This window comes from Paenibacillus sp. FSL W7-1332, assembly GCF_037969785.1.
In the GTDB taxonomy this organism is placed as follows: domain Bacteria; phylum Bacillota; class Bacilli; order Paenibacillales; family Paenibacillaceae; genus Paenibacillus_AQ.
In genome coordinates, this window is record NZ_CP150209.1 from 2945575 (window position 1) to 2970987 (window position 25413).

The window sequence follows — 25413 nt, forward strand, 5'->3', positions numbered from 1 at the left end:
CGAATGAAAAAGCGTTCCTGGCGAATGAGCAGCATCCCTGGGGCGCTTTTTTTGATGGGAAAATGGTGTAGCAGCGTTGACAAGGGAGCAGGAAGAATTCATAGTTATTAAAAATAGAATTGTAGAGTGAGAGAGGAATCGAACACAGATGAGCATCAAGTCAGAAGGGCTCCCCGCTAGTATGGAGGGGAACCAGGGAAACACCTATCTTCAAGGCTTCAAAGATTGTATTCCAACCCTCCTGGGCTACCTAAGCATCGGTTTTGCGGCAGGTGTTGTCGAGCGCACCGCAGGTTTCACCCTGCTTGAAATCGCGCTCATTTCGCTGCTGCTCTATGCGGGCTCCGGGCAATTTATTGCGGCAGGGATGATATCGGCCGCTAGCCCGATCCTATCGATCATAGTTACGATATTTTTCGTGAATGCGAGGCATCTGCTGTTAAGCGCGGCGCTTGCCCCTTACTTCAAAGGTCTTTCTTCGGGAAAAAGCTTCTTCATCGGTTCCCTGTTAACCGACGAGACGTTTGGTGTAGCGGCAGCCAAGGCCACCGAGCAAAAAAAACTCGGCTATAAATGGATGGTCGGCCTGAATATTACGGCGTATCTGTTCTGGTGCGCAGCCAATGTAGCAGGCGGTTTAGTCGGGGAGTGGATTCCCGAGCCGGAGAAGTTTGGCCTTGATTTTGCATTGCCGGGGATGTTTATCGGATTGCTTGCTCTGCAATGGATCAGCCGGAAGAAGTATAAACTTGATCTCATGGTGGTTATGACTGCCGCCGTTTCAGTGGTAGCTGTCAGTACAATTATGCCGGGAAGCGCGGCGGTCATAGTCGCGATTGTGGTTGCGGCTACTGCAGGGATGGTGATCGAACGATGGAAATAAGATGGCCTATCGCTATATTGATTATCGGTTGTGCTGTCGTAACCCTTATTCCAAGGGTTCTGCCGCTTATGATTCTGAGCAAGCTCCGCATTCCCGAGACGATGATCCGGTGGTTAGATCATGTCCCGATTGCCGTCATGGGAGCACTGCTAGCTCAGGAGCTGCTGTTATCGGATAGACGTATAGACCCAGGGGGGCATTCCCTAGAATTGATTGCAGCCGTGCCCGCTTTCCTAACCGCTTTTCTCACAAAAAGCCTGTTTGCCACCGTCATTGTCGGGATCTTGACTTTGGTGGGGCTCCGCTTGTTCTTCTAATTAAATATCGCATAGTTTCAGAAGCTGTTCTCCCAGCTGACAAGCGGGAGGACAGCTCTTTTTATTTGGTCGACCGCCCTCCCAGCATGCAGGACCATGCACTGTGTGTGCAGTGAGGGGGGGCGCACGATGTACAAGAAGCTGTTCCCATCGTTCATCCTATATAAGCCGTCTGCCTGTTATTTGGTCAAATGTCAGGGGACAGGGGTCCCTTTCGGAATGCGAGTGCACTGCATATGGTGTACTAACCCATGATATGTATTGAGATCATATATCAAGTTAGGCAGAAGGAGGAGACAGGGGATGATGCCGACGGTTACGATAGTCATACCTTTCTATAACTGCCAGTATATACAGCAAGCATTGGAAAGTGCGGTACAACAAACGTACCCTGCCGTAGAAATCATTGTCGTAGATGATGGGTCAACTCAATATTCACATCTGATCGCACCCTACATGAACAGAGTCTACTATATGGGCAAGAGTAACGGCGGAACGGCCAGCGCCTTGAATCATGGCATTTTGCATGCTTCCGGTGATTATATTGCCTGGCTCAGTTCGGATGATCGTTATGTCCCCCAAAAGATTGAGCGGCAGATGTCGTATATGCTGAGCAGCGGACTCGATGTCACGTATACCGGTTTTTGCGTCATTGATGAGCACAACCGGGTGACAACGCCGTACGAAGGGATTCCCATGGCATCTCATGCAGATTTGGCCCGGCAGCTCACGTATTCCAATCCGATTAACGGCTGCACGGTCATTATGAAGAAAGACTGGCTTCACCGGGTAGGTCTATTTAATCCACAGCTTCCCTACACTCATGATTTCGATCTTTGGATCCGGCTGTTAATGAGCGGAGCTTCTTTTGGATTCATACCGGATATGCTTACGATGTATCGGGTACATTCCCAGATGGGTACGGTCCGTCATCAAGCGAGAATTCTTCCAGAATATGAGATGGTGAAAAACAATTACCGCCATGTACTTGAGCATTTGGCTCAGCTTGGCCGATAATGGGGGATACCATGAAAATACTACTGGCAACCCATTGGCTACTCCCTCATGTTGGCGGAGTATATAACTTCATGCAGGAGCTTAAGAAACGTCTTGAACAGCTGGGTCATGAAGTTGATCTGCTCGGAAACAGTCCGGATTACAGGAAAATCCATATTGTCAACCAAGGGAAGGAACTAGCCAAAGAAGTTTTGCTGCCCATGCTGGAGGCAAAGCTTGATCCGCAGACGGCTCCTGGTTTGAATCAGCATAGTGCGATACGCTTTTATGAGCTAGAGCGTTACTGCATGGAATTGGCGGCAGCCTATTTCGGGCTGGAGCAATACGATATCATTCATACACAGGATAGTTTTTCGACACGCTCTTTAAGCAGGGTAAAGCCCAAGCGTACGCCACTCGTATCGCATATCCACGGCTCTGTCGCACGTGAGATGAAGGACATATTTCGAAATAATCCTGCACAAGGCGTCAATGAAGGAAGTCCCGCTTGGCGTTATTTTCCAGCAATTGAGTATCATGCGGCCTTGTCCTCTGATTTAACGATTACGGCTAATCAATGGTCCAAGAATGTTCTTATGAGCGATTGCGGGGTACCTGATTATCGGATTACGGTGTTTCAATATGGTCTGGACGCTGAAGCGTTTCAGGCAAAATATAGAGCGGGATCGTCACATCGGCGACCACCTGGGAAAAAGGTCATTATCTGTCCGGCCAGATTGGTGTTCGTGAAGGGGATTCATGTACTGCTTGAATCCCTTGCTATTCTCAAGCGGATGCGAAACGACTGGGTGTGCTGGATTGTAGGGGATGGCGCCATGCGAGGGCAACTGGAAGAGCAGGCCATAAGGACGGGGCTGCAGCATGAGGTGTTATTCCTTGGACAGCATGACAACGTTCCGGGGCTGCTCAGCCAATCGGATATCTTTGTCCATACTTGCATTCAAGATAACCAGCCGTACTCGGTTATGGAAGCCCAAATGGCAGGACTCCCGAGCGTCGTATCGACCGCAGGGGGGTTGCCCGAAATGGTAACTCACGGTTTCACGGGATTGTTAGCCCCTGTAGGAGATCCGGGAAGCACGGCCCAGCACCTCAATTTGCTGCTCCGAGATGAGGATTATCGAAAATTTCTGGGTAATAACGCCAAGACATTCGCCTATAAGCATTGGTCCATGGATCTTATGATCGAACGTATGCTGAACATATACTACGGCGCCATCGCTCAGAAATCATCCCAGTAAAAAGGAGTGAGTAGCTTATGAATCAGCAAGCCTTTAACGTAATGAGTGATTTGTACAACAGGATTTTTGTCAATCAAAGATCCACTCCGGACGTGTTGGTCGATTATGTTATTTGGAACCGAATATTTCAGTCACTTCCGAAAGATTACAAGCTCCCGGATGAACCGGTAAACTATGTTTAAGAACCTATGTCAAATGGCAGACCAAGTTTTAATATTGGTCTGCCATTGTCGTATGGAGAAGAGAACATGTGATGATTCGAACCGAATCTCGTGTTATGAAGTTAGATCAAATACATGCCTTGGAACAGAAAACTCCAGCGAAAGCGGTTGCTGAACCAGATATCGACATTCGGCATTTTTACAGCGCAAACGTGCTCTAAGTTCCAATCCAACATTTCTATTTCCTGGACAGGTTCATGATTGACGGCGAGCACATGGAAAGGTCCGTAGCATATTTGTTTCAAAGAATCTACCAATTCCTTAATATCCTCGCGACTGGAATCGGTTCGGATAAACAGAATGCGGCCCCCGCTTCCCAACGTCTGCAGAAATCTGGCAATTCTACGATCATATTTAATCTTAACATCCGGATATCCCAGCAGATCGGGAGGGAAATTGTTATGCACATAAAAATCATGGTTAAGATAGAGGTCGTATTCTTGATCCCAGATATTATACAGCTCTTCACTAGCCTGATTAACCATGAGTAAGTTGGAATACACCAGCATGCCTTCAAACCGATTGCGAAGCATTCTTGATATTTGAGGCAGCACCGGAGTACCCATCCAATCGATAGGTCCGGCAAATCTGCGCAAACCGTGTTCTCTTAGCTCAATACCCGGCAAACAGTTGTTTCCCAAACTGAATATCGCATGGTAGGGGCCTTTGATATCTTGGAGGCTCAACATCCCTTGTCACCGATCCTTTCTTTAGATGTGCTTACATTATATTAAATGCGAATTTGAAAGAATTGGCTTGGACCAGGGATCAAGTAACTCACAAATGGATGATCGTCACTATGGATATGCCCTTACACGCGAAGAGGTAGTTACATAACCTGATATTAATGATGCTGCCATAGCCAGGAGGGAATGAAATGTCCATCTTTCGTTTAGATGCAGTGGAATATGGTCAAATTGATGCGCGGTATATCCAGTCGGTGGATCTAACGATTACCAATGCAGGAACTGAAGATTTTGATGTCCTCATACATGGATACCACCCCCATGGAGTCTATTATGTCGGACTGACTCATGTCGCAGTTGGAAATACAGTGAATGTTCCCAATATCACGAACCATAATATGGCATTCAGCCTTCTGCTTGTGACCAATATTAACTACGCGTTCACTACGCTGGTTACCTTACATGCCAAGAATGAAGGACAGCTTGTGGCCGTTTACTCACATTCTGATTTTCAAGTGATTGAATAAGGGGAGGGGTGCGACATGAAGGTGCTGTTCGTCTACTATGTGCCGAGCGGGGGGGTCGAGACATTAAACAGACAGCGATGCCGTGCACTGCGACTAGCCGGAATCGAGGCGCATTGCCTGTATTATAACTGGGGGTCCGGCATGCAGAATGCTGCGGACTTCCCCATCTACGTCACCCGCAATGACATCGAGATCAAGCACATCTTGGATTCGAATAATTTTGACGTCATCGTCGTTACGACGGATCACGCCAGTTTCCCGCGCTTTCGAATGCTGGGGTTCAAAGGGAAATTCGTGCTGGAGATTCAAGGGTATGGACCCAAGAGCGTTGCCCATGCGCAGCTTTCACAGGCAGTTCCATATGTGAATGAATATGCTGACGCGCTGCTCAATCCCAATACCCCGCATATTGCCGCTCTGTTCCAGGAGCTGTATCCGCATAAGCCGCAGTTTCATTTCAACAATTGTTTTGATAGTCAACGGTTCACGTACCATTCTTATCCGAGACCCTCAAGCCCTGTAATGGCATGGCTTGGACGGATCGAGGATAACAAGAATTGGCGAGAGTTTCTTCATGTCGGGCATGCGCTTAAGGAGCATGTTCCTGATCTCCAAATGTGGATGTTTGAGGATAGTGAGCTCAGCCAGCCGGCAGAAAGGGAGCAATTCCTATTACTCATTGATGAATTAGGCCTGTCGGATCGTTTAACCCTTCGGTCCAACGTGCCTAATGCCGAGATGCCTTATTACTATTCAATTATTGGAGACTCAGGCGGATTTCTGTGCTGCACTTCCAAGGTAGAGGGAGCACCTTATGCGGTGCTTGAGGCGATGAGCTGCCGCTGCCCGGTGCTGACAACCGATTCGGATGGGGTATCCACCTCGGTTCATCATAACTACTCAGGCAAGTTTTATGTGCTCGGAAACATTGACCATGCCGTTACCGAAGCGCTTGAACTCATGAAGGAACCTGTTCTTCGTGAACAGATTCGAGACCAGGCGATGAGACATGTCGAGCAACATTTCAATCCGCATATCTATGCGATGAATTTTGCCGGCCTGCTTCAATCGATAGGGTTGTAATTCCCGTGATCCAAAATTTCAGAGCGAAAAAAACAGCCTGATTCCTCCAGTTGAGCGAGGAATCAGGCTGTTTTCTATGTTCATTCTTCTACTGTCTCCTGGCGTTCATTGGCCGAATCAGGATGTGCGAAGCCAGTGGCGGTAGGTTTCTTCCATGCCTTCTTCCAGGCTAAATAACGGACTCCACTGCAGCAATGCCCGGGTCCTCTCATTATTCAGGCAGCTGTGCAGAATATCGCCGTTCTTCGCGGGCAAATAGTGAACATCAATGCGGTCAGGATGCAGTCTGCTGATGTGATCGACGAGTGAATTGACGGTATGGCCGGTGCCGGTGCTAACATGTAGAACGCTCTCGTCCCCGTGTTGAATGGAGGCGAGGTTTGCTTCAACCACATCCTTGACATAAATGAAGTCCCGGGTTTGCTCGCCATTGCCGAATATATGAAACGGAGCACCTTGACGCAGACGGTCACCAAATACCGCCACAACACCGCCTTCCCCCTTCGCAGTCTGACCCGGACCGTAGACATTCCCATAACGAAGAATGGTGTACTGCAGGCCGAAGAAACGGTGGTATAAGCGGATATATTGCTCGCCTGCCACCTTGGATAGGGCATAGAAGGAGATTGGATTAACCGGATCATCCTCCGTCAGCTGAGATTTCTCCAGATCTCCATATACGCCAGAAGTCGATGCAAACACAATCTTACGGACTCCAGCCTTGCGGCAAGCTTCAAGTACATTGATGGTGCCCATTACATTCGCATCCGCATCAAGTTGAGGCTCTTTGATCGACCGCTGCACATCGGCCTGTGCGGCCAAGTGGAACACAACGTCCGGCTTCAGCACGGAGATATACGCCGTTGTCTGCTGGCTGTTTACATCGGTTACATGTAAAATCGCCTCGCTGTGAAGGCGACCTGGATCTCCGGTTGTGAGGTTATCAATCACATGGACTTCATAGCCTTGATTCACGAGTCCGTTCACCAGGTGGGAGCCGATAAAGCCTGCTCCGCCGGTTACAACCATCTTCATGTCTTATACCCTCCAGCCTTTTGTTTGGGATGCTTTATCCTACGTGATACGTAAGGATCATGCATTGGACAATTGACAGGGAGGGCGAAGGAATGGGCAGATTAGATTGACGTTTACATTCCTGTTATAATGGAAGCTGCAATTTAACATTATTTTTACACAAAAGAGGGAATGGAAAATGGAACGCTACCTTGAACAAAGGTTGAGATTATGCATACTCGTTTTTTTGACGCTCTTATTGAAGCTGATCCTTCTAAGAGTGTTTCTGTTTAATGGGGTCATATGGGGGAAGGTGCTCACCGACGCGCTATCCCTGCTGGCGCTGATTAGCTTTCTGGAGCTGCTCCTGCCGGAAAGAGGCAAAAAGATGGTCTATGTGATCCTAAATGTCGTATTATCGTTCATCATGTTTGCGTCCGCTGTTTATAACGTTCATTTCGGGTCCATACCGACATATACCGCGCTTGCGGGGATCGGGCAAGTAAACCAGGTAAGAGCCAGCATTACGGCTTTGTTAGAGCCGGAGCACTTTCTCTTCTTCCTGGACCTGCTGGTCCTGTTGATCATATGGGCGGTTCGAAAAATTCGTTCCCGCACCCGAGGAGGATTGCATTTTGGTGGAGTCCGTTCCAGTTATTCTGTTTCCTATTCGCGCAGGCCTGGCATGAAGTGGCGCATATCCATGATGGTTGTGCTGGTCATTGCGGGTGTTCTGTCCGGACTTATCATCCGTAAAGAATGGGGAATCGAGAATGAAATCGTGCGAGCGGAGCAAATGGGATTCATGAATTACCAGGTTTCCTCCGTGATCCGGATATCGCAGGAGAACCGTGCGCTGGCCGAAGGGAGTCTGCAAGACACGATTCTGCGCTCCCAGCAGCTCCTGGCGACTTATCCTTACGTTAAGGAAGCAAAGGACAAGCCGGACTACTACGGCGCTGCCAAAGGCAAAAATCTGATCATCGTTCAGATGGAATCGCTGCAGAATTTTCCGGTTGGTCAGTCCTTGAATGGCCAGGAGCTGACACCGGTGATGAACCAGCTCGCAGATGGCGGCCTGTATTTCCCGCATGTCTTCCAACAGATCGGGCAAGGCAACACTTCGGATGCCGAATTTGCGGTCAATACATCGATTTATCCGACCGGAACGGTGGCGATGTCCACCGGATTCGGGAATAAAGAGCTGCCAAGTCTGCCGCGGCTCTTGAACAAGCACGGTTATGTTACGACGACATTCCACGTGAATGACGTGAAGTTCTGGGATCGAAGCAAAATGTACCCTGCGCTTGATTTTCAGCATTATTACGACAAGCCCTACTTCACGAATGATAACTTCAATGAGTTTGGACCTTCCGATGAAGAGCTGTTCCGTGTCGGCGTGGATAAGCTGCTGGAGAATCAACAGCAGAACAAGCCTACCTATGCCCATTACATCACGGTATCCAACCATTCGCCATATCATGTGAAGGATGAATTTGCGAAGATCACTCTGCCGGCTGAACTGGAAGGGACCCATCTGGGGAATTACCTGAAGTCGGTGAATTATTCGGATTATGCACTCGGTACTCTGGTTGACCGTCTGAAGCAGAACGGATTGTGGGATGATACCGTATTGGTGGTGTACGGGGATCACTTCGGCATCAATCCGGCAGAAGCCGACGCCGAGATGATCTCTTCAACGCTGGGCATTCCTTACCATGAGCGGGTCAGCCGATTTAATATCCCGCTTGTCATTCATGTACCTGGCATGAAGGAAGGAAAGGTCATCGAGCAGGTAGGGGGGCAGGTCGATATTCTGCCAACCGTCGCTAACCTTTTAGGCGTATCGCTTGACGATGAAGGCTTTAACGCATTTGGGCATGACCTGCTGAATGTGGACCGCAATGTAATCGGGATGAGATATTATTTGCCGACAGGCTCTTTCTTTAATAATGACATTCTGTTCGTTCCCGGTGACGGATTTGAGGATGGCACGGCGGTTTCACTGAAGACGCTCGAGCCCGTCACGGACATCACGCCGTACCGCGGCGATTATGACTATATTCTGCAGTTAATGAAGCTGTCCGATGAATATGTGAAAATGCTGCCCAAGCGAGCGCCATAAAGCTCAATGAATAATTAACGAGGAAGAGGATTGTTTCATCAAGCCGAAGCAGGCATGGATGAAGCAATCCTTTTTTTTTGTAAAAGCTGCCATGAAGGATTGTCACGGTTTTGTCATCTATGCTATTATTACTCTTATTGTTAACCTAATCATGATTTAAAATGGTTTACATTCAAACGGAGAGGGAGAATAGAGATATGACGACTCAAATCCATTATAATTGGGCGAAGCTGGCTGATCACGTTGTGCGAGGGCATGAAATAACGCCGATTGAGGCTTTGGCCATTCTCAACAGCGAGGATCAGGAACTGCTGACGGTTATGCAGGCTGCATATCGAATCCGCCGCGAGTATTATGGGAACAAGGTTAAGCTGAACATGATCGTTAACGCAAAATCCGGTCTGTGTCCTGAAGATTGCGGATACTGCTCCCAGTCCATCGTGTCGGAAGCCCCTATTGATAAATACGCATGGCTTACCAAAGACAAAATTCTCGAAGGCGCGCGTGAGTCGATTCGCCGGAAGGCGGGAACCTATTGCATCGTTGCTTCCGGTCGTCGTCCTTCCAATCGGGAGATAGATCATGTAGTCGCAGCGGTGAAGGAGATTACACAGACGACTCAGCTGAAGGTGTGCTGTTGTCTGGGCTTTTTGAATGAGGATCATGCGCGCAAGCTCGCTGATGCCGGCGTGCATCGATATAACCACAATCTGAATACTTCCAAAGATAACTATGAACAGATTACGACCACGCATACATACGATGACCGCTTAGATACCGTGAAGCAGGCAAGCTCTTCCGGAATGTCCCCTTGTTCCGGAGCCATTTTCGGAATGGGCGAGAGCCTGGAAGAACGGGTGGAGATTGCGTTTGCTCTGAAGTCGCTTGGAGCCGATTCGATTCCTTGCAATTTTCTGAATGCGATTGAAGGCACTCCTCTTGAAGGGCGTAAAGAATTGACCCCGATGATGTGCTTGAAGATTCTTGCCATGATGCGGTTTGTTAACCCTACGAAGGAGATTCGGATTGCAGGGGGACGTGAAGTGAATCTGCGCTCCTTGCAGCCGTTGGGATTATATGCGGCCAATTCGATCTTCATCGGCGATTATTTAACAACAGAAGGCCAGGCCCATAACGCAGACTGGGGATTGATTGAAGACCTAGGGTTTGAAATTGAGGAATGCGCTCTGTCATGATGTATTGACATTTAGGCATGAAGCACATACTATATACCCGTAGGGGTAGGGGATGGAAGTTGAAAGTTCCATGCTCACCAAGCATCAAGTCGATGCACATGACAATGATGGGGGAATGCTTTGTGCTGATTGCATCTGCCGCTCTGATTATATTTATACTCAGTTTATATTACCGAAGGTATGTACCTATATCTGGCTTGCGGTTCATGAAGTGCAGTGATCTTCGACAGGCCCAGAAGGAATGTCCGAATCTGAAAGTGCTCGATGTACGTGATGTGTCCGATTATATGGCTTGTCCGCGGAAAGAGACGATTAACATCTCTCTCGGAAGGTTGCCTTATGTGTGGGAGCAGGAGCTGAAACCCGATGACTCCGTGGTCATTGTAACGCCCAAGCGTTCGGATGGAATCCTGGCTGCGCGCAAGCTGAAGAAGGCCGGCTTTACTTCGCTTTTTTATTTACAGGAGGATTGCACAGCTTGCAATTCCATGCAGCACGTTTCACTGAATTAATGACGATCTGATCAGCAGACTTTGCTGGTCAGATTTTTTGTTTTTCGGGTAAGGGGATCAAATTTGACAATGATAATCGTTATCATTTAGAATGAAAGAATATCGTTCATATTACGGTTATTTTCGCTAAGGGAGTGTTCGTTGAATATGTTGATCGAGACGAAAACGATTATTGTTAAGGCAGGCACATCCAATCTGGTTGTAGAGCGTTTCAGCAAGCCCGGACCCATAGAAGAAATTGAAGGTTTCATTGATCTGAATGTCCTTGTCAAGAATGCAAAGCGTACCGACGAAACGGAAGAGGTTATCGTTATGATTCGCTGGGAATCCAAAGAGGCGTGGAAACGCTGGGAGACCAGTCCCGCGCATATTCAAGGACATCGTGATAACCGCGGCAAGCCGCAGCCTGAGCATGTGATCAGCTCCAGCCACGGCATGTATGAGGTTATGGCAACCAAAGGACCGAGACCTGTTCAACAGGCATAATAATTTCATTATCCAGAAAGAAGCGGCTGTTAAAGCCGCTTCTTTTTTTTGTTACATTGTACCATCGGGTAGGGCTGACAGGGGGTTAAAACGGCAGATTTTAGGGAACTGTAAAGGGATGAAAGACTTGGATCAGCTATACATTCAACCTACTGTTTGGAGGAAGTCACCTATGTATCATCTGTACAGCCATAATGATCTGGATGGTGTCGGTTGCGGCATTATCGCCAAATGCGCTTTCGGCGAAGGAATTGATGTCCGTTACAACTCCATTCACGGATTGAATCAACAAGTCGCAAGGTATCTGAACCGGACTTCCTTGCAGGATAATCCGTATGATGTGTTGTTTATTACGGATTTGTCGGTCGCTCCGGATATGGAGAAGGAACTGAACGTGTTTGTTGAAGAGGGAGGGCAGGTGCAGCTTATCGATCACCATAAAACGGCTCTTCACTTGAATGAATATAGCTGGGGGCAAGTGGACGTCACGCATCGGGACGGCCGCTTGGCATCGGCAACCTCGTTATTCTATGAATATTTAATCGAGCATGGACATCTGGGCAGAAGTGAAGCGCTGGATGAATTCGTAGAGCTGGTTCGCCTCTATGATACGTGGGAATGGGAAGAGAACCAGAAGGTTGAGGCTAAACGCCTGAACGATTTGTTCTATATGTTGTCCCTTGACGAGTTTGAGAGCAAGATGACGCAGCGTCTGCGGGAGCAAGGGGGCTTCTTCTTTGATGAGTTTGAAGAAAAAATATTGGACATGGAAGAGAATAAAATCGATCGTTACATCCGCCGCAAGCAGCGAGAGCTCATCCAGACCTTCGTGGGGGAGCATTGCGTAGGCATCGTATATGCCGAATCCTATCACTCTGAACTTGCCAGCGAACTGGGAACGACGTATCCCCACCTTGATTACATTGCTATCTTGAACATGGGGGGAAGGAAAATGAGCCTTCGCACGATTCATGATCACGTGGACGTGTCCGATGTGGCGATGCGGTACGGGGGAGGCGGTCATCCCAAAGCAGCGGGGTGCACGATCACGGAGGAAGTGTATCAGTTATTTGCTGCTGAACCGTTCGAGCTGGAACCGATCCGGTTCGATGCTTCGCGGAATCAGTTCAACATTAAGGGCGCGGAGTCCGGCGTGTTATACGAAAGCTGGGGCGAGGATCTGCTGTTTGTTTATGCCAACGCCGGTGAATGGATTGTCGAGTGGAACGGGGAACCTCTCCCATTCCGGTTCAGATCGTTCGAGGAGGCGGAGCGGCACATGAAGCGGCAGTATGGCGTCTGGCTGTCCCGGGATGACGTGTTTGTGAAGATGCTGAAGGAGCAATGGGTGCGAAACCGAACCAATGATCGTCCAGGCCTGCCGCTGGATATGGACGAGGAGAAGTTAATGGAAGATCTGTAGATTAAACAGCATCAAGAGTGGAGTAGATCAGTCCTAGAGAGACTTCATTGTGAGACAGGAGGAATATACGGTGAAAAAAATGATCGCTGGCTGGGCTCTTGCCCTGTTAACGGCAGGCATCCTCGCATGGAGTCAGACTCAAAGTCATTCCGAACCCTCCATCCCCTCGGCTGTTCACAGCAAAGAGCTGCTGAAGGATGTCCCTGTACCATGGTCCGCTACGAAGAACACCATTCGATTGAATACATCCGATCCTGTAAATGCGGCCGTATTGACCTCCAAGACGCTGTGGCAGTCCACGAATGAGCACAGTCGTCCGCAGACGGTGATTCTGGTGGATGCGGCTCAATGGTCCATAGCGGCTGTGAGCGTCGATCTGACGCAGCTTAGCGAAGGGCCGCTGCTGTTTGTGGAAGAAGAGGGGATTCCCAAGGAAACGCTGGAAGAGCTGCGGCGGTTGAAGCCAAGGGGAGCGGAGCATAACAAGGGCATTGAGATTATCACCGTCGGACCAATCTCGGATCAGGTGATGAAGGAGCTGAACGGGCTTGAATACAAGCTTGATCACATTGCTGCCGGGGAACCTGAAGGAGCTGCAGCCGCGATTGATGAATATGCTGCTAAGGTATCCGGATCTGTACCCACCTCGGTTATTGTCGGATCGATGGACCGTCCGGATTATACGCTCCCAGCGGTGAGCTGGATTGCCCATATGCCGGAAACAATGCTGTATGTTGGCGAGAAGAATGTCCCTGAAGAAACGGCACAGGCGCTTCATAAGCGGAAAGGGAAAGCGAATATCTATATCATCGGTCCGGAAAAGGTGGTATCCCGGGCAGTAGAGGACGAGCTGAGGCAATATGGTAAGGTGACGCGAATATCCGGGGATGACCCATTCGAGAATGCCGTTCATTTCGCGCAGTTTAATGATCCCGTAACAGGCTTCGGTTGGGGCGTTCAATCGCCGGGATACAGTCTCTCGTTCTCGACGCCGGATTCGCCCGTATTGTCCATTGCAGCCGCTCCATTGTCCCATATGGGTAAGCATGCCCCTTTATTGTTTACGGAGCGAGACGGGGTGCCACGCTCCATTACGAAGTATGTTGAATCGATCCGCCGTCAACTTGCTGCGTCCAATGGGGAGGCTCCGTACAATCACGCCTGGATCATTGGTGACGAACAGACACTGACCAAGAAGCTTCAGGGCGAGCTTGATGAGATTTTGGATATGGAGTCTGGACATAACTAATGGATCCTCCTATTGTCATATCGATTCGTACACGCTGCGTCGTAAAACAGAAAAAGAGGGCATCCCGCCAGATCTAACATCTTTTGGGATACCCTCTATGATATGGGATGATATATGTTCAGGCTGCGAACATTCATCGTTACGTTGCAAATTCAGAGATATTCGCAGGATTAAGCATACCAGCCCCATACGAAGATGAACAGCGTTCCGAAAATCGTGACAAGGCCAACGAACAGAGCGAAGGCAATGTTGATGTAAACGGATTTTTTGTCATCACTTTCCCCGACGTGCATGAACAGCATGAGCTGAACGGCTGCCTGCAGGATAGCGGTCACCAGCAGAACGGCCATTTTCGAAGCTGCCGGCATATCCAGCAGAACGACGAGTGCAACTGCTGAAAGGACGAGAGACGATATATAACCCGCTACATGCTTAATTGGAAACAGCTGTTTTATCATGTCACATCAGTCCTTTCAAGTATACAAAGCTGAAAATGAAGATCCACACAACGTCCAGGAAGTGCCAGTAGAGCGAGAAGATGAAGGACTTGTTGGCTGTGGAATGATCCAGTCCATGCTTTTTAAGTTGAATCAGAATGGCAGCTCCCCACAGGAGACCGAAGGTAACGTGAGCTCCATGCGTGCCAAGCAATGTGAACAAGCTGGAGGAGAAGGCGCTGGTTGAGAGCGTTACTCCTTCATGCACATAGGTGAAGAATTCGAAGATCTCGATTCCGAGGAATCCCGCACCCAGCAGCAGGGTGATGACCATGAAGATCATCATCTGCTTTTTCAGTCCCAGACGCATCGCATGAACAGCCAAACCGATGGTGAAACTGCTCGTTAAGAGCAGGAACGTTTCAAGCAGGACCGGCGTAATTTCAAAGATTTCCGCTCCGCTCGGACCGCTGGCAAAGCGGTTCACGAGAACGAAGTAGACGGTAAACAAGGTGGCAAAGAGCGCAATTTCAGCTCCGAGGAACAGCCAGAAGCCAAATATTCGATTACGGTTTTCCTCTGTTCCATATTCCAGCGGCTGAGTGGCATCTATTTTCATACCGTATCACCCCGCAGTTTCTGTTCGGTTTGAACAATCTCATCAACCGGAATGTAATATCCGTGATCACGGTCGAAGGACATGGTTGCCAAAATAATCAATACCGCGATACCCGCAACGATGGATGGAACCCACCAGCTGAATACCAGGAAGAAGCCAAGGAAGAAGAAGGCGATACCCAGTATAAACGGTTTACCAGTGTTGCTTGGCATATGAATCTTCGTGATTTTCTCATCCGAAAGCGGCTCGTTGTTTTTCTTCGAGAACCAGAAGGCGTCGCGGCCCTTGACTTTCGGTGTTACCGCAAAGTTGTATACAGGAACCGGACTTGGCGTTGACCATTCCAGTGCGCGTGCATCCCATGGATCTCCTGTTTTGTCGCGCGGCTCGTAACGTGTACTCCAGTAGATGTTGTATACCAGAATGATGAATCCGATCGCCAGTCCAATTGCGCCGACCATCGACAGCATATTCAGCGGGCCAAAGCCGGTTTCGGCCGAATAGGTGTACGTACGACGGGTCATCCCCATCAATCCCAGGAAGAACATCGGGAAGAACGTTACGTTAAATGAGATGGCAATGAACCAGAATGCGATTTTGCCCAGCTTTTCGTTCAGACGGAAGCCGAACACTTTAGGGAACCAGTAATGGAAACCGGCAATGACGGCGAATACCGCGCCTGGAATGAGCACATAGTGGAAGTGGGCAACCAGGAACATCGTATTGTGATACTGATAGTCGGCACTGGCCATCGCCAGCATAACGCCGGTTACGCCGCCGATCGTGAAGATCGGGATAAAGGCAAGCGAGTAGAGCATCGGCGTCGTAAAGCTGATTCGACCCTTGCGAAGCGTAAAGAGCCAGTTAAATATTTTGATTCCGGTCGGTACGGCGATCGCCATCGTTGTGATGGAGAAGAAACCGTTGACCATGGCCCCTTGACCCATCGTGTAGAAATGGTGGGCCCATACCAGGAAGGACAATCCGGAAATAATCGCCATGCTTAATACCATGGAGCTATAACCGTACAAGTTCTTTTTGGAGAAGGCCGAGATAATCTCACTGAAAATACCGAATGCCGGCAGAATAACGATATACACCTCAGGATGACCCCATACCCAGAACAGGTTGGCCCATAGCATATCCATACCGCCGTTCGCCATCGTGAAGAATTGGGAACCAAAGATGCGGTCGAACATCATAAGCAGGAGCGCAATCGTAAGTACAGGGAAAGCAAAGATAATGATGACACAAGTGATCAATACAGACCACGTAAACATCGGCATGCGCATCAAGGTCATGCCCGGAGCACGCATCTTCAGTATCGTTACGATAAAGTTAAGACCTGTCAGCAACGTACCAATCCCTGAGATTTGAAGCGACAGAGAGTAGTAGTTATTGCCGACCGTCGGACTGAATTCGATACTGGCCAGCGGGAAGTAAGCGGACCAGCCGGCATCCGGCGAACCTCCGATAACGAAGGAAATGTTGAACAGCATCGCGCCGGCAAAGAACAACCAGAAGCTGATTGCGTTCAGTTTAGGGAATGCTACGTCACGGGCGCCGATCTGGAGCGGAACGATGACGTTCATCAGACCGAAAATAAACGGCATGGCCATAAAGAGGATCATGATGACCCCGTGAGTCGTGAATACTTCATTATAATGCTGACCGGTCAGAAACTTCATCTCCGGTGCGGCGGTTTGCGCACGCATCATGATCGCGTCCACGCCTCCGCGGAACAGCATGATCAATGCACAGATGATGTACATGACACCAATTCTTTTGTGATCCACGGTCGTCAGCCATTCCCGCCACATGTAACCCCACTTCTTGTAATAGGTCAAACCGAAGAGGATTGCGAGCGAGACGAGCACGATACTCACCATGGCGCCGTAAATTAACGGATCACCGGTAACGAAAAATTCGTCCCATTTCATAAAGGCCTAGCTCCTTTCTGGATGTATGAAGTAGATCGGGTGAACAACGTTTCACGCACCGATTTAATGTCTTTCATGTTGATGATTTGGGCTTTCTTCAGCCGGGAAGTTCGGCAGCGGTTCGTTCGGATCCACGTTGGTTTCGCTGTCAAATTCCGTTTCTTCCGTTGTTGCAGGATCCGGGTGGACGTCTTTATGGTCCTGATGCTCCTCATTACCGTTGACATCGCCGCCATGGTGATGATCTTCGGATGGCGGCGGACTGAATTCCAGATGCGTATTGGAGAAAGTCATCCGACCGACATGCGCGGTATCCAGAAGCTTCTTGAACTCATCTTCCTTCAGTTCAGGCGCGGTGTCCTTTACATCTTTAACCCACTCATCGTACTCGGCAGAGGTCATGGCAAGAGCTTCGAACTCCATATGGGCAAAGCCTTCGCCGTTGAAGTTCGCGTTACGGCCCATCATCGAACCCGGTACGTCGGCAACCATGTTCAGCTTGGTGATCATGTCGCTCATCGCGTACTTCTGTCCGTGAAGCTGAGGAATCCAGAAGCTTGTGATCGGACCGAATGAATACAGTCTGAACTCGATTGGACGATTGGTCGGAATGTTCACGTAATTGACAGTCTCGATTCCTTCTTCCGGATAACTGAAGTGCCATTTCCAGTTCGAGGAGGAAGCGTAAATAACCAGAGGCTCTTGGTTCTCGTAGCCTTCAGGCACATTCTCGACGGCCACCGTCGTTTTGACCGTTACGACCGAGAGCACGGCAACGATCAGAATCGGAATGGCGGTCCACAGAATTTCCAGCCATTTGTTGCCCTCTTCATGAGGCGGCTCGTAACCTTCGTTGGATTTCTTGGCTCGATATTTGGTGAGCATGTAGATATAGAGCGCGTAAACTACCGCTAGAATTCCGACCATCATGAGAATGGAGAATATGATTGTATCGGATAGGGTTCTGGCAGCCGGTCCTTTCGGATCTAATACCGTGAGCGAGCTGCATCCCGATAAGAGCAAGGTAAAGCATAATAACAATGCAAATAACGGCCCTCTTTTGTTCATGATGTACCCCTTTCCTTGAAACGTTCGTTCGATTCAATGTTACTGACACATCTATAGTAGAAAGTTCCGGTCGGCTTTGCAAAACACATAAACTTGTATAATTTACATATAAATCCACATTCGTGTCAATGTATGTAATTTTATGTGTTCAATTTGTTACAAAAGGGTACGGCTGTGAGCCAAATCATTGTAGTGGCGCGGTTTTGGAGCAGTTCATACTTTGTTCAAACATTCACGAGAGTTACCAGTTTCGTCACAATTCCGGGCCTGTTTTTAGCCGCAATCGACCCCTAAGCCTGCCGAATAAATCCCTGTATTGGTAAGGGTTTAAAGGTGTATGTATATTTTTTCACAATAAATTCGAAGCGAATTTTTATTTCCAGTTTACTTATTTCACCAAAAGGCGCGACGAGGCATGTGATATGATATAACTAAAAATTGGAACGGGATTTTTTTCTGGAAATTGTGAAACTCTTGATAGGAAAGAGAGGGGAGCAAGTGCGGTCGTTCTGGATATGGTTTTTATTTCTTGTTTTGAGCTGGCTGGGTGCCTTCGCCCCTGTGCTCCAGCATGTTAATCCGGATCAGTTGCCTTGGAGGTTGGGGAGCAGCGCCATTTTTTTCATGGCCTTTTTTTTGGCGCCATTATTCCGTGCCAGACCTGCAATGCTATTTGTCACACTGCTCGTAGCGTCGGTATTTTCCGTTATCTCCTTATGGCCGACCAATACGACTGCAACGAACCCGTACATTCTGCTGGTTTATTCCATCCTGGCGGGAAAAGCCGTGTATCGGCTCCCGTTCGTTCATGCTGCCTGCATTGGTCTTGTTCTGGCTGCAGGTGCCATGGTGCCGGGTTTGTTCGGATACCCCGAGTTTCCGTGGTTCTTCCTCGTTTTATACTCGGTTATGCTCGCGATGGGGCTGGCCTTATTTCGCACCGTCTTCTCCCGTAATGAAGAGTCAAGAGTGCGATATGAAACGCTGCTCAGTGAGTATCGTAATTTGAAACGTCGCCTGATTACCGATGAGCAGCATGCCAGGCAAGAGGAGCGGGCTCAAGTGGGTCGCGATATCCATGACTCCGTCGGGCATAAATTAACGGCACTGCTCATGCAGCTTGAGATGCACCGGATGCAGGCAGACGGGGAAACCGCCGAGGTTCTGAAGGGGCTTAAAGCCCTTGCCAAGGAAAGTCTGGAGGAGACCAGGAATGCGGTGAAATCCATGAAGCAGCAGGAGACCAGCGGATTGCCCGCGATCATTGGGCTTCTCCGGCGGTTGGAATCCGAGAGCTTTATGCGCGTAACGCTAACGGCGCGGCATGGAGCCCTAACCGTACCTTTAAACAATATCCAATCCATTGCGGTATACCGTGCGGTTCAGGAAGCCATGACCAATGCGATGAAGCATGGGAGCATGCGAGAAGTGTATATCATTTTTGAAGCGCCGGGAGGCGGCATTTTCCGTTTTGAGGTAAGCAATCCGTATCACCGGAAACGCGATATACACCGGGAGGGCTATGGTTTAAAAGCGATGCGAGAGCGAATGGAAGAGGCTGGGGGCGAGCTTCAAATCTCCCAGTACGACAACCAATTTATCGTTCGCGGAACGTTATTCATGTCCAAGTTAATAGAGGAGGGAGTCCGCTGATACGTATATTATTGGCAGAGGATCAGGCCATGGTTCGTCAAGGTCTGAAGATGATGATCGAAAGCGATTCGGATATGCTGGTTGCCGGTGAAGCAGGTAACGGCAAAGAGGCTGTGGCTTTATGCGAAAGCCATACCTTTGATGTCGTCGTACTCGATATCCGAATGCCGGAGATGAACGGTTTGGAGGCTGCCCGCATCATACGTTCACGCTGGCCGAAGACAAAAGTGCTGATGCTGACGACGTTTAACGACGATCAGTATGCGGTCGAGGCGCTAAAGAGCGGGGCAAGCGGATACATGCTGAAGGAGGCGGAGCCGGAGGCTTTGATCCGCTCGATTCGAAGCTGCTTGAGCGGTGGATTGTCGCTCCAGGAGGATGTGGCGGCCAAGGTGATCCCCAAACTGCTGGGAGATAAGAAAGCACCCGTCGTTGATGCTTCGATTACCCCGCGGGAGCTGTCCATCATGCGTCTGGTAGGGGAAGGGCGCAGCAACCGCGAAATCGCAGACGAGCTGGGTTTGTCAATCGGAACGATCAAGAATCACGTCAGCCAGATTATGGACAAACTTGATCTAAGAGACCGGACACAGCTGGCGATTTATGCTATACGGCACAATGTGGTTTGATTCGCGAGAGAGGACGATATCCCGTTAAATCCGAACCTAACATGACTGAAGTCATGGTTCGGAATCAAAGCAATGACCGAGGGCAGTGATGGCACTGCCTTTTTGCATATACACTTGTAGCAGTGGAGGACGATATGAACGAAGGGCAACAAGGCACGTTAGGGTTCATATCGAGAATGGGGGGACATGATGCTGGAAACCGTAGAACTTCGAAAAGTGTTTAAGGGCAAGATTGCTGTGGAGGAAGTCAGCCTGTATCTGGACCGGGGAGAATCCGTCGGATTGATCGGTCCGAACGGCGCCGGGAAATCGACAACAATCTCCATGATATCATCCTTGCTGAAACCGACGGGCGGCGATGTGCGCCTGAACGGCAAAAGCGTGCTCAAGCATCCGCAGGACATTCGCACCGTATTAGGCGTGGTGCCTCAGGAAATTGCCTTGTATGAGGAATTGACCTCGTATGAAAACCTTAAATTTTTTGGGCGCGTATATGGATTGAACGGAAAGGAACTGGAGATCAAAATTCAGGAGCTGCTTGAGACGGTCGGTCTTCGGGATCGCCAGAAGGAGTTAATTCGAACCTATTCCGGAGGCATGAAGAGAAGGATCAATATTGCAGCTGCTCTGTTGCATGATCCGCAAATCGTCATCATGGATGAACCGACCGTGGGCATTGATCCGCAATCCCGCAATCATATTCTTGAAACGGTCCGGCGATTAAACCGGGACAAAGGGACAACGGTACTGTACACAAGCCATTACATGGAAGAGGTGGAGCAGCTGTGCAGCCGGATGTACATCATGGATCACGGGCGGATTATCGCTTCGGGTACTAAGGAGGAGCTGCAGCACATCTTGTCCGGTGAGGATACGCTGATCATCCAGCTGAATCGCCCGAATCCGGAGCTGGCCGAGGAGCTTCGCTCCTTAGAAAGTGTTAGGCAGGTTGAGGAGACGGATCATGGGCTGAAGCTCATTGTCATGAAGAACAGTTGCATTCTGTCCGGTATTGTGCAGGCTGCCGAACGCCATGAGGTGCAGATTCAGAATATTCATATCCAGTCGCCAAGTCTCGAGGATGTATTTCTTCATTTGACCGGCCGCAAGCTTCGGGATTGAGGGGAGGGACAGCCGCTTGGGCGTATTTTTCAAAAAAGACTTTCTCGTCTATTGGAGAGACCGGAAAGAGATGCTGATTGCTTTGTTTATGCCATTAGTGTTAATCCTAATTCTTGGATTTGCCTTGCCGAATTGGGTAGAGAATTCGAATGAATCCCTTGAGATGAGAGTTGCATTGGTCGTGAAGGACCGGCATGAAGAGGGAGTCCATGCCTTTCAGGAAAGTCTAAAGAGTTTGTCAATCAGTACGGAAGAGCAGAACGAATTGAGTAAGGCAGCTGCGAATTTCCAACCGGAAGCCTTATTAATGAATATGTTCGGCAGCGAAGATGTGGAGGAATTTCTTCAAGTTGCTGCTTTGGATGACCAGACTGCCCAGGTACAGCTGAAGGAAGAGAAGGTGGAGGCCGTCCTAACAGTTCCTGAGGGGTATACGCTGGCTGCGCTTAACAAGCTGCTCCTGCATGAGGGGGACGGTGCGGTGCTGACTTTGACGGCGCTAGAGAATTCAATGAAAGTGAATGTTCTGCAAAATATGCTGGATGGATTTTTGGGTGCCGTTAATTATCAAGCTGCGCTGGACAGCGGAATGGAAGAACAGGAAAGCAAGGGTGAGGGCGAGCTTGCGCTGGCGAACAGTCCTGTCGGGGGATTGGAACAAATTGAAGGTGTGGACATGATCACCTCGTTCCAATATTACGCCCTGGCGGTCAGTATATTCTTTGCGCTGTCCGTTTCCACAACGACGGCGTCCAAATCGATCACAGAAAAGCGAGAGATGGTGTTTATGCGTCTGCTTCTTGCCGGAACCCATCCATTTCGCTACTTGTCCGGTAAGGTTGGGTCGACCTTCTGCATGTCTCTGCTGCAATCTGCGGTCCTGCTGATCGTCTCGCATTTTCTGTTTCAGCTTTTTCCGGGGAAATCCCTGATCTTCTGGATCGGTTTGACCTTCATTATCTTCATGATGTGTCTAACGGTTGCGGCGTTATCTGCGCTTTATACGGCCATGCTCTTCCGAATGAAGGACACGGATGTCGCAACCGGCATTTCATTCATACTGCTTCTTGTGCTTGGCGTTATCGGAGGGAATCTGGTGCCGATCTATATTTTGCCGGATTGGCTGATGAGCATTGGCAGCGTAACCCCCAACGGCTTGGCCTTAATGTCCATGATTCAGTGGATACAGGGCAGTCCGTTTCAAGAACTATGGCTGCCGATCCTGTACCAAGGGGTGTTCTTCATCGTTATTCTAGCTGCGAGTTTATGGATTTTTCCACGAAGGGGGCGGATCTGATGGCGCCCATCTTATTATCGCAATGGATGAAAGAAAAGCGGAATCCATGGATGATCATCATGTTCATCGGTCTGAGCATATTGGCCACGCTGATGTTCGGAGGGAAGGCTGATAGCAAGATCAAGATTGACATCTTCACCGCAGACGGGGCGGTTGATGAGTCCGAAGCCAAGTGGATCGAATGGCTGAATCAAAACGATACGTTCGAATTTCGAATGGAGGATGAACAGACGGCAAGAAAGAAAGTGCGCGAGGGACGCGCAGATCTCGCCGTGAAGCTGGTCTCGGACGATTATCGCATCATAGCCGCAATGGATAACCCATATGCCCAGTTAGCTGATCAGCATCTCCGTACGGTTTATGAACGAGAGCGGCAGCTTCGGGCCGCAGCGGCGAACCTGCAAGATGAAACGAAATTTCGCGAGCACGTGCATGCTTATATGGAGAAACCACCCTTGCGTCTCCAATCCGAGTCGCAGGGTGGGGGAGAACTCGTTTCTCATGATATGGGACTTCAGCTGATGTTCGGATTTTCGTTATTCCTGGTCATGTTTACCATTGGTTTTAAGGTAAATACGATTACGAAGGATAAAGCCTCCGGCGTATGGAATCGGCTGATACTGTCTCCTGTCCGAAAAACAGAGATGTATATGGGTCACCTGCTATACAGCTCTGTGATCGGCATCTTGCAGATCATCCTGGTGCTGCTTATCTTTCGGTATGGTTTCGGCTTCGACCTAGGCGACCAATACGGCTTGCTGCTGCTAGTCACTGTGATCTACACACTGACCATCGTCGCTTTATCCATGCTCTTTGTTGGCATATTGCAGTCGCCTGAGCAATTTGGGACGTTGTTTCCGTCCATCATTCCGATCATGCCGCTCATCAGCGGGGTATATATGCCGCCAGGCACAATCACGAATCCGATTCTGCTTGGCCTCGCGGAAGTCATTCCGCTGACGCATGCTATGAAAGCATTGACGGGAATCGCTGTGTACGGTTATGGCATCGCGGATCTCTGGATCCCGATTACCAAATTGCTGCTCATCGGGGTGTTGTGCATGGGCATAGGCATTAATTTGATGGAGCGGCGTCATGTGTAGGTTACGGGTATGGATTAGTGAAATGAAGCGGGCACACTGACAAAAGGAAAGGGCCTTCCCAAAGGATCAAAGTCCTCGGGAGAGCCCTTTTTTTCATGACAACGCATGAAGGCGGATAAGCTTTGCCAGCCGGATAAGCCCGCTCTTCAGCTGATCGTACGAGGCGTATGCATAGGATAGGCGCAGATGCTGCTGGTCGTTACGGTCATATATATTTCCGGGATTAAGCAAAATACTCTCCTTCAGCGCCTGCTCAAATAAAGGCCGAATAGAGAGGGGATTCTTGATACGAAGCCAAATATAGAATCCGCCTTGAGGGATATTCCAGTGTGCGATATCGAGGAAATGTTGCTCAAGTAACGATAGGGTAAAATCTCGGCGTTTCCTAAGCGCTGACCGTATATGATCGAGATGATTCTCATATAACCCGCTGGAGAGCCATTCCGCGACGGCATGCTGGGATAGTGAGCTGGAGCCGTAATCGGTTTGCATTTTGATGTCGGACAGCCGGTCGATGACCGGCTCAGGCCCGGCGATCCACCCGATGCGCAGCCCGGGACCCAGGGTCTTGGACATGCTGCCCATATAGAGCACCAGACCTTGTTTATCCGAAGCCTTCAGCGGAGGTGGCGAGGGGGTATCGAACCATAAATCCCCATACACGTCATCTTCGATTAAGGGCAACCTTTCCTGAGTGCATATCCGAAGCAGCTCTGCCCGCCTGTCAGAAGACATCAGGGTGCCGGTTGGGTTATGAAAGGCAGGGATGGTATACAGCAGGGCAGCCCTGTGTTGGCGCTTGAGTCTCCCGATGGCTTCCGTTCGGATCCCGTTCTCATCCATAGGGATGCCGTGCAAATGCATGCCGGCGGATTGAAACACATGGATCGAGTTCAGGTAAGAGGGATTCTCCACCAACATGGAGGAGCCGTGATGCAGCAGTCCCAGCGAGATCAGCTGTAAGCCTTGCAGCCCGCCGGAAACGATGAGTATGGAAGCAGGGGAGGCTATAATTCCTTTCTTTTTCAGATGCTCACTGATGATTTCTCTTAAATATAGGCTCCCTTTCGGTTCCGAGTAGCCCAAGGTGAAACGGCTGGACATCCTGCCGTTAAACGTCTCCCGTATTTGGTCGGTCGGGAGGAGATCGGGCGAGAGCTCGCCTGTTCCGAGACGAATCATGTTCGAATCGGTTTCCGCACGATTGATTTGCTGGATCATCTGGATATTGGGCTGATAGGAGCCGGATTTTACATATTGATTCCAATCAGGCGGAGGAGTGGCAGCAAGTAAACTCCAAGTATTGTTGATAATCACCGTGCCTTGTCCCACGCGGGATTCAATTAAACCGTCTGCAGCGAGCTCCCCGAGCGCATACACAATGGTGCTGCGGTTAACTTGATATTTGGCAGCTAGCTCTCGCTGCGTGGGAATTCGGGTTCCGACCGGCCATTCCCCGTTCATGATTCTGCTCTTGATATCATCATAAATTTGCCGATGAAGCGGCACATCGGAGTACTTATTTAATTTCCATTCTTCAGCCATAAGTATAAGTAAACCTGCTT

The 25413-nt window shown here is 49.4% G+C and carries 25 protein-coding genes; 18 read left to right on the forward strand and 7 right to left on the reverse strand.

Annotated features, from left to right (window positions below):
* Positions 1–148 precede the first annotated feature (148 nt).
* From MKX98_RS13130 to MKX98_RS13150, 5 genes are all read left to right on the forward strand, one after another.
* Entirely contained in the window at positions 149–883 is a 735-nt protein-coding gene (locus tag MKX98_RS13130) for an AzlC family ABC transporter permease (protein WP_339223334.1), read from the forward strand.
* On the forward strand, positions 874–1200 hold the full coding sequence (locus MKX98_RS13135; protein ID WP_339223336.1) for an AzlD domain-containing protein: 327 nt from the start codon (positions 874–876) through the stop codon (positions 1198–1200). Before MKX98_RS13130 ends, MKX98_RS13135 begins: the two co-directional genes overlap by 10 nt.
* Before the next feature lie 303 nt (positions 1201–1503).
* On the forward strand, positions 1504–2217 hold the full coding sequence (locus MKX98_RS13140) for a glycosyltransferase (RefSeq protein WP_194542136.1): 714 nt from the start codon (positions 1504–1506) through the stop codon (positions 2215–2217).
* 11 nt (positions 2218–2228) lie between these two features.
* Entirely contained in the window at positions 2229–3458 is a 1230-nt protein-coding gene (locus MKX98_RS13145) for a glycosyltransferase family 4 protein (protein ID WP_339223338.1), read from the forward strand.
* A gap of 17 nt (positions 3459–3475) precedes the next feature.
* Positions 3476–3640: a hypothetical protein gene (locus MKX98_RS13150; protein ID WP_194542138.1), complete on the forward strand. Its 165-nt coding sequence runs from the start codon at positions 3476–3478 to the stop codon at positions 3638–3640.
* Between the two features lie 101 nt (positions 3641–3741).
* Here MKX98_RS13150 and MKX98_RS13155 read toward each other — a convergent pair whose 3' ends face one another.
* Positions 3742–4368: a DUF1796 family putative cysteine peptidase gene (locus MKX98_RS13155; protein WP_339223341.1), complete on the reverse strand. Its 627-nt coding sequence runs from the start codon at positions 4366–4368 to the stop codon at positions 3742–3744.
* Positions 4369–4556: 188 nt separating this feature from the next.
* Between MKX98_RS13155 and MKX98_RS13160 the strand changes: the two genes are divergently transcribed.
* Entirely contained in the window at positions 4557–4892 is a 336-nt protein-coding gene (locus MKX98_RS13160) for a hypothetical protein (protein ID WP_071224341.1), read from the forward strand.
* Positions 4893–4907: 15 nt separating this feature from the next.
* Positions 4908–5975, forward strand: a complete 1068-nt coding sequence (locus MKX98_RS13165) for a glycosyltransferase family 4 protein (RefSeq protein WP_339223344.1) — start codon at positions 4908–4910, stop codon at positions 5973–5975.
* Between the two features lie 117 nt (positions 5976–6092).
* Here MKX98_RS13165 and MKX98_RS13170 read toward each other — a convergent pair whose 3' ends face one another.
* On the reverse strand, positions 6093–7010 hold the full coding sequence (locus MKX98_RS13170; protein ID WP_194542141.1) for an NAD-dependent epimerase/dehydratase family protein: 918 nt from the start codon (positions 7008–7010) through the stop codon (positions 6093–6095).
* 178 nt (positions 7011–7188) lie between these two features.
* On the opposite strand from MKX98_RS13170, the gene MKX98_RS13175 reads away from it, so the two are divergent.
* The 6 genes from MKX98_RS13175 (at position 7189) to MKX98_RS13200 (ending at position 13980) form a co-directional block, all read left to right on the forward strand.
* Positions 7189–9114, forward strand: a complete 1926-nt coding sequence (locus MKX98_RS13175; protein WP_339223346.1) for an LTA synthase family protein — start codon at positions 7189–7191, stop codon at positions 9112–9114.
* 197 nt (positions 9115–9311) lie between these two features.
* Entirely contained in the window at positions 9312–10310 is a 999-nt protein-coding gene (bioB, locus tag MKX98_RS13180) for a biotin synthase BioB (protein ID WP_339223349.1), read from the forward strand.
* Between the two features lie 206 nt (positions 10311–10516).
* Positions 10517–10822 (forward strand): rhodanese-like domain-containing protein, encoded by a 306-nt coding sequence (locus MKX98_RS13185; protein ID WP_233354824.1) that lies wholly within the window; start codon positions 10517–10519, stop codon positions 10820–10822.
* Positions 10823–10969: 147 nt separating this feature from the next.
* On the forward strand, positions 10970–11308 hold the full coding sequence (locus tag MKX98_RS13190) for an antibiotic biosynthesis monooxygenase (protein ID WP_071224335.1): 339 nt from the start codon (positions 10970–10972) through the stop codon (positions 11306–11308).
* 172 nt (positions 11309–11480) lie between these two features.
* Positions 11481–12731, forward strand: coding sequence for an oligoribonuclease (locus MKX98_RS13195; protein WP_220685696.1), 1251 nt, complete (start codon positions 11481–11483; stop codon positions 12729–12731).
* 79 nt (positions 12732–12810) lie between these two features.
* On the forward strand, positions 12811–13980 hold the full coding sequence (locus MKX98_RS13200) for a cell wall-binding repeat-containing protein (RefSeq protein WP_339224424.1): 1170 nt from the start codon (positions 12811–12813) through the stop codon (positions 13978–13980).
* Positions 13981–14150: 170 nt separating this feature from the next.
* Here MKX98_RS13200 and qoxD read toward each other — a convergent pair whose 3' ends face one another.
* The 4 genes from qoxD to qoxA all read right to left on the reverse strand — a co-directional run bounded on the left by qoxD (position 14151) and on the right by qoxA (position 18044).
* On the reverse strand, positions 14151–14438 hold the full coding sequence (gene qoxD, locus MKX98_RS13205; protein ID WP_194542146.1) for a cytochrome aa3 quinol oxidase subunit IV: 288 nt from the start codon (positions 14436–14438) through the stop codon (positions 14151–14153).
* A gap of 1 nt (position 14439) precedes the next feature.
* The gene (gene qoxC, locus MKX98_RS13210; protein ID WP_194542147.1) at positions 14440–15036 is read right to left on the reverse strand and encodes a cytochrome aa3 quinol oxidase subunit III; all 597 of its coding nucleotides are present in this window, start codon (positions 15034–15036) and stop codon (positions 14440–14442) included.
* Positions 15033–16976, reverse strand: a complete 1944-nt coding sequence (qoxB, locus tag MKX98_RS13215; protein ID WP_339223353.1) for a cytochrome aa3 quinol oxidase subunit I — start codon at positions 16974–16976, stop codon at positions 15033–15035. The genes qoxC and qoxB overlap by 4 nt, the downstream gene beginning before the upstream one ends.
* A gap of 63 nt (positions 16977–17039) precedes the next feature.
* A complete protein-coding gene (gene qoxA, locus MKX98_RS13220) occupies positions 17040–18044 on the reverse strand; it encodes a cytochrome aa3 quinol oxidase subunit II (protein ID WP_339223355.1) in 1005 nt (334 codons plus the stop codon).
* A 474-nt stretch (positions 18045–18518) separates the two neighbouring features.
* Here qoxA and MKX98_RS13225 point away from each other — a divergent pair, with 474 nt between their 5' ends.
* The 5 genes from MKX98_RS13225 (at position 18519) to MKX98_RS13245 (ending at position 23848) form a co-directional block, all read left to right on the forward strand.
* Positions 18519–19697, forward strand: a complete 1179-nt coding sequence (locus tag MKX98_RS13225) for a histidine kinase (RefSeq protein WP_339223357.1) — start codon at positions 18519–18521, stop codon at positions 19695–19697.
* Positions 19694–20326: a response regulator transcription factor gene (locus tag MKX98_RS13230; RefSeq protein ID WP_194545147.1), complete on the forward strand. Its 633-nt coding sequence runs from the start codon at positions 19694–19696 to the stop codon at positions 20324–20326. The genes MKX98_RS13225 and MKX98_RS13230 overlap by 4 nt, the downstream gene beginning before the upstream one ends.
* 189 nt (positions 20327–20515) lie before the next feature.
* On the forward strand, positions 20516–21448 hold the full coding sequence (locus MKX98_RS13235) for an ABC transporter ATP-binding protein (RefSeq protein ID WP_339224427.1): 933 nt from the start codon (positions 20516–20518) through the stop codon (positions 21446–21448).
* Positions 21449–21464: 16 nt separating this feature from the next.
* The gene (locus tag MKX98_RS13240; protein WP_339223359.1) at positions 21465–22745 is read left to right on the forward strand and encodes an ABC transporter permease; all 1281 of its coding nucleotides are present in this window, start codon (positions 21465–21467) and stop codon (positions 22743–22745) included.
* Complete coding sequence (locus MKX98_RS13245) at positions 22745–23848, forward strand: ABC transporter permease (protein WP_220685692.1); 1104 nt, start codon at positions 22745–22747, stop codon at positions 23846–23848. Before MKX98_RS13240 ends, MKX98_RS13245 begins: the two co-directional genes overlap by 1 nt.
* Positions 23849–23941: 93 nt before the next feature.
* Here MKX98_RS13245 and MKX98_RS13250 read toward each other — a convergent pair whose 3' ends face one another.
* The gene (locus tag MKX98_RS13250) at positions 23942–25393 is read right to left on the reverse strand and encodes a PLP-dependent aminotransferase family protein (RefSeq protein WP_220685691.1); all 1452 of its coding nucleotides are present in this window, start codon (positions 25391–25393) and stop codon (positions 23942–23944) included.
* Positions 25394–25413 lie beyond the last annotated feature (20 nt).

Coding starts and splice junctions, on each gene's coding strand:
- MKX98_RS13130 (WP_339223334.1), top strand. CDS start 149: ATGAGCATCAAGTCAGAAGGGCTCCCCGCTAGTATGGAGGGGAACCAG.
- MKX98_RS13135 (WP_339223336.1), top strand. CDS start 874: ATGGAAATAAGATGGCCTATCGCTATATTGATTATCGGTTGTGCTGTC.
- MKX98_RS13140 (WP_194542136.1), top strand. CDS start 1,504: ATGATGCCGACGGTTACGATAGTCATACCTTTCTATAACTGCCAGTAT.
- MKX98_RS13145 (WP_339223338.1), top strand. CDS start 2,229: ATGAAAATACTACTGGCAACCCATTGGCTACTCCCTCATGTTGGCGGA.
- MKX98_RS13150 (WP_194542138.1), top strand. CDS start 3,476: ATGAATCAGCAAGCCTTTAACGTAATGAGTGATTTGTACAACAGGATT.
- MKX98_RS13155 (WP_339223341.1), bottom strand. CDS start 4,368: ATGTTGAGCCTCCAAGATATCAAAGGCCCCTACCATGCGATATTCAGT.
- MKX98_RS13160 (WP_071224341.1), top strand. CDS start 4,557: ATGTCCATCTTTCGTTTAGATGCAGTGGAATATGGTCAAATTGATGCG.
- MKX98_RS13165 (WP_339223344.1), top strand. CDS start 4,908: ATGAAGGTGCTGTTCGTCTACTATGTGCCGAGCGGGGGGGTCGAGACA.
- MKX98_RS13170 (WP_194542141.1), bottom strand. CDS start 7,010: ATGAAGATGGTTGTAACCGGCGGAGCAGGCTTTATCGGCTCCCACCTG.
- MKX98_RS13175 (WP_339223346.1), top strand. CDS start 7,189: ATGGAACGCTACCTTGAACAAAGGTTGAGATTATGCATACTCGTTTTT.
- bioB (WP_339223349.1), top strand. CDS start 9,312: ATGACGACTCAAATCCATTATAATTGGGCGAAGCTGGCTGATCACGTT.
- MKX98_RS13185 (WP_233354824.1), top strand. CDS start 10,517: ATGAAGTGCAGTGATCTTCGACAGGCCCAGAAGGAATGTCCGAATCTG.
- MKX98_RS13190 (WP_071224335.1), top strand. CDS start 10,970: ATGTTGATCGAGACGAAAACGATTATTGTTAAGGCAGGCACATCCAAT.
- MKX98_RS13195 (WP_220685696.1), top strand. CDS start 11,481: ATGTATCATCTGTACAGCCATAATGATCTGGATGGTGTCGGTTGCGGC.
- MKX98_RS13200 (WP_339224424.1), top strand. CDS start 12,811: ATGATCGCTGGCTGGGCTCTTGCCCTGTTAACGGCAGGCATCCTCGCA.
- qoxD (WP_194542146.1), bottom strand. CDS start 14,438: ATGATAAAACAGCTGTTTCCAATTAAGCATGTAGCGGGTTATATATCG.
- qoxC (WP_194542147.1), bottom strand. CDS start 15,036: ATGAAAATAGATGCCACTCAGCCGCTGGAATATGGAACAGAGGAAAAC.
- qoxB (WP_339223353.1), bottom strand. CDS start 16,976: ATGAAATGGGACGAATTTTTCGTTACCGGTGATCCGTTAATTTACGGC.
- qoxA (WP_339223355.1), bottom strand. CDS start 18,044: ATGAACAAAAGAGGGCCGTTATTTGCATTGTTATTATGCTTTACCTTG.
- MKX98_RS13235 (WP_339224427.1), top strand. CDS start 20,516: ATGCTGGAAACCGTAGAACTTCGAAAAGTGTTTAAGGGCAAGATTGCT.
- MKX98_RS13245 (WP_220685692.1), top strand. CDS start 22,745: ATGGCGCCCATCTTATTATCGCAATGGATGAAAGAAAAGCGGAATCCA.
- MKX98_RS13250 (WP_220685691.1), bottom strand. CDS start 25,393: ATGGCTGAAGAATGGAAATTAAATAAGTACTCCGATGTGCCGCTTCAT.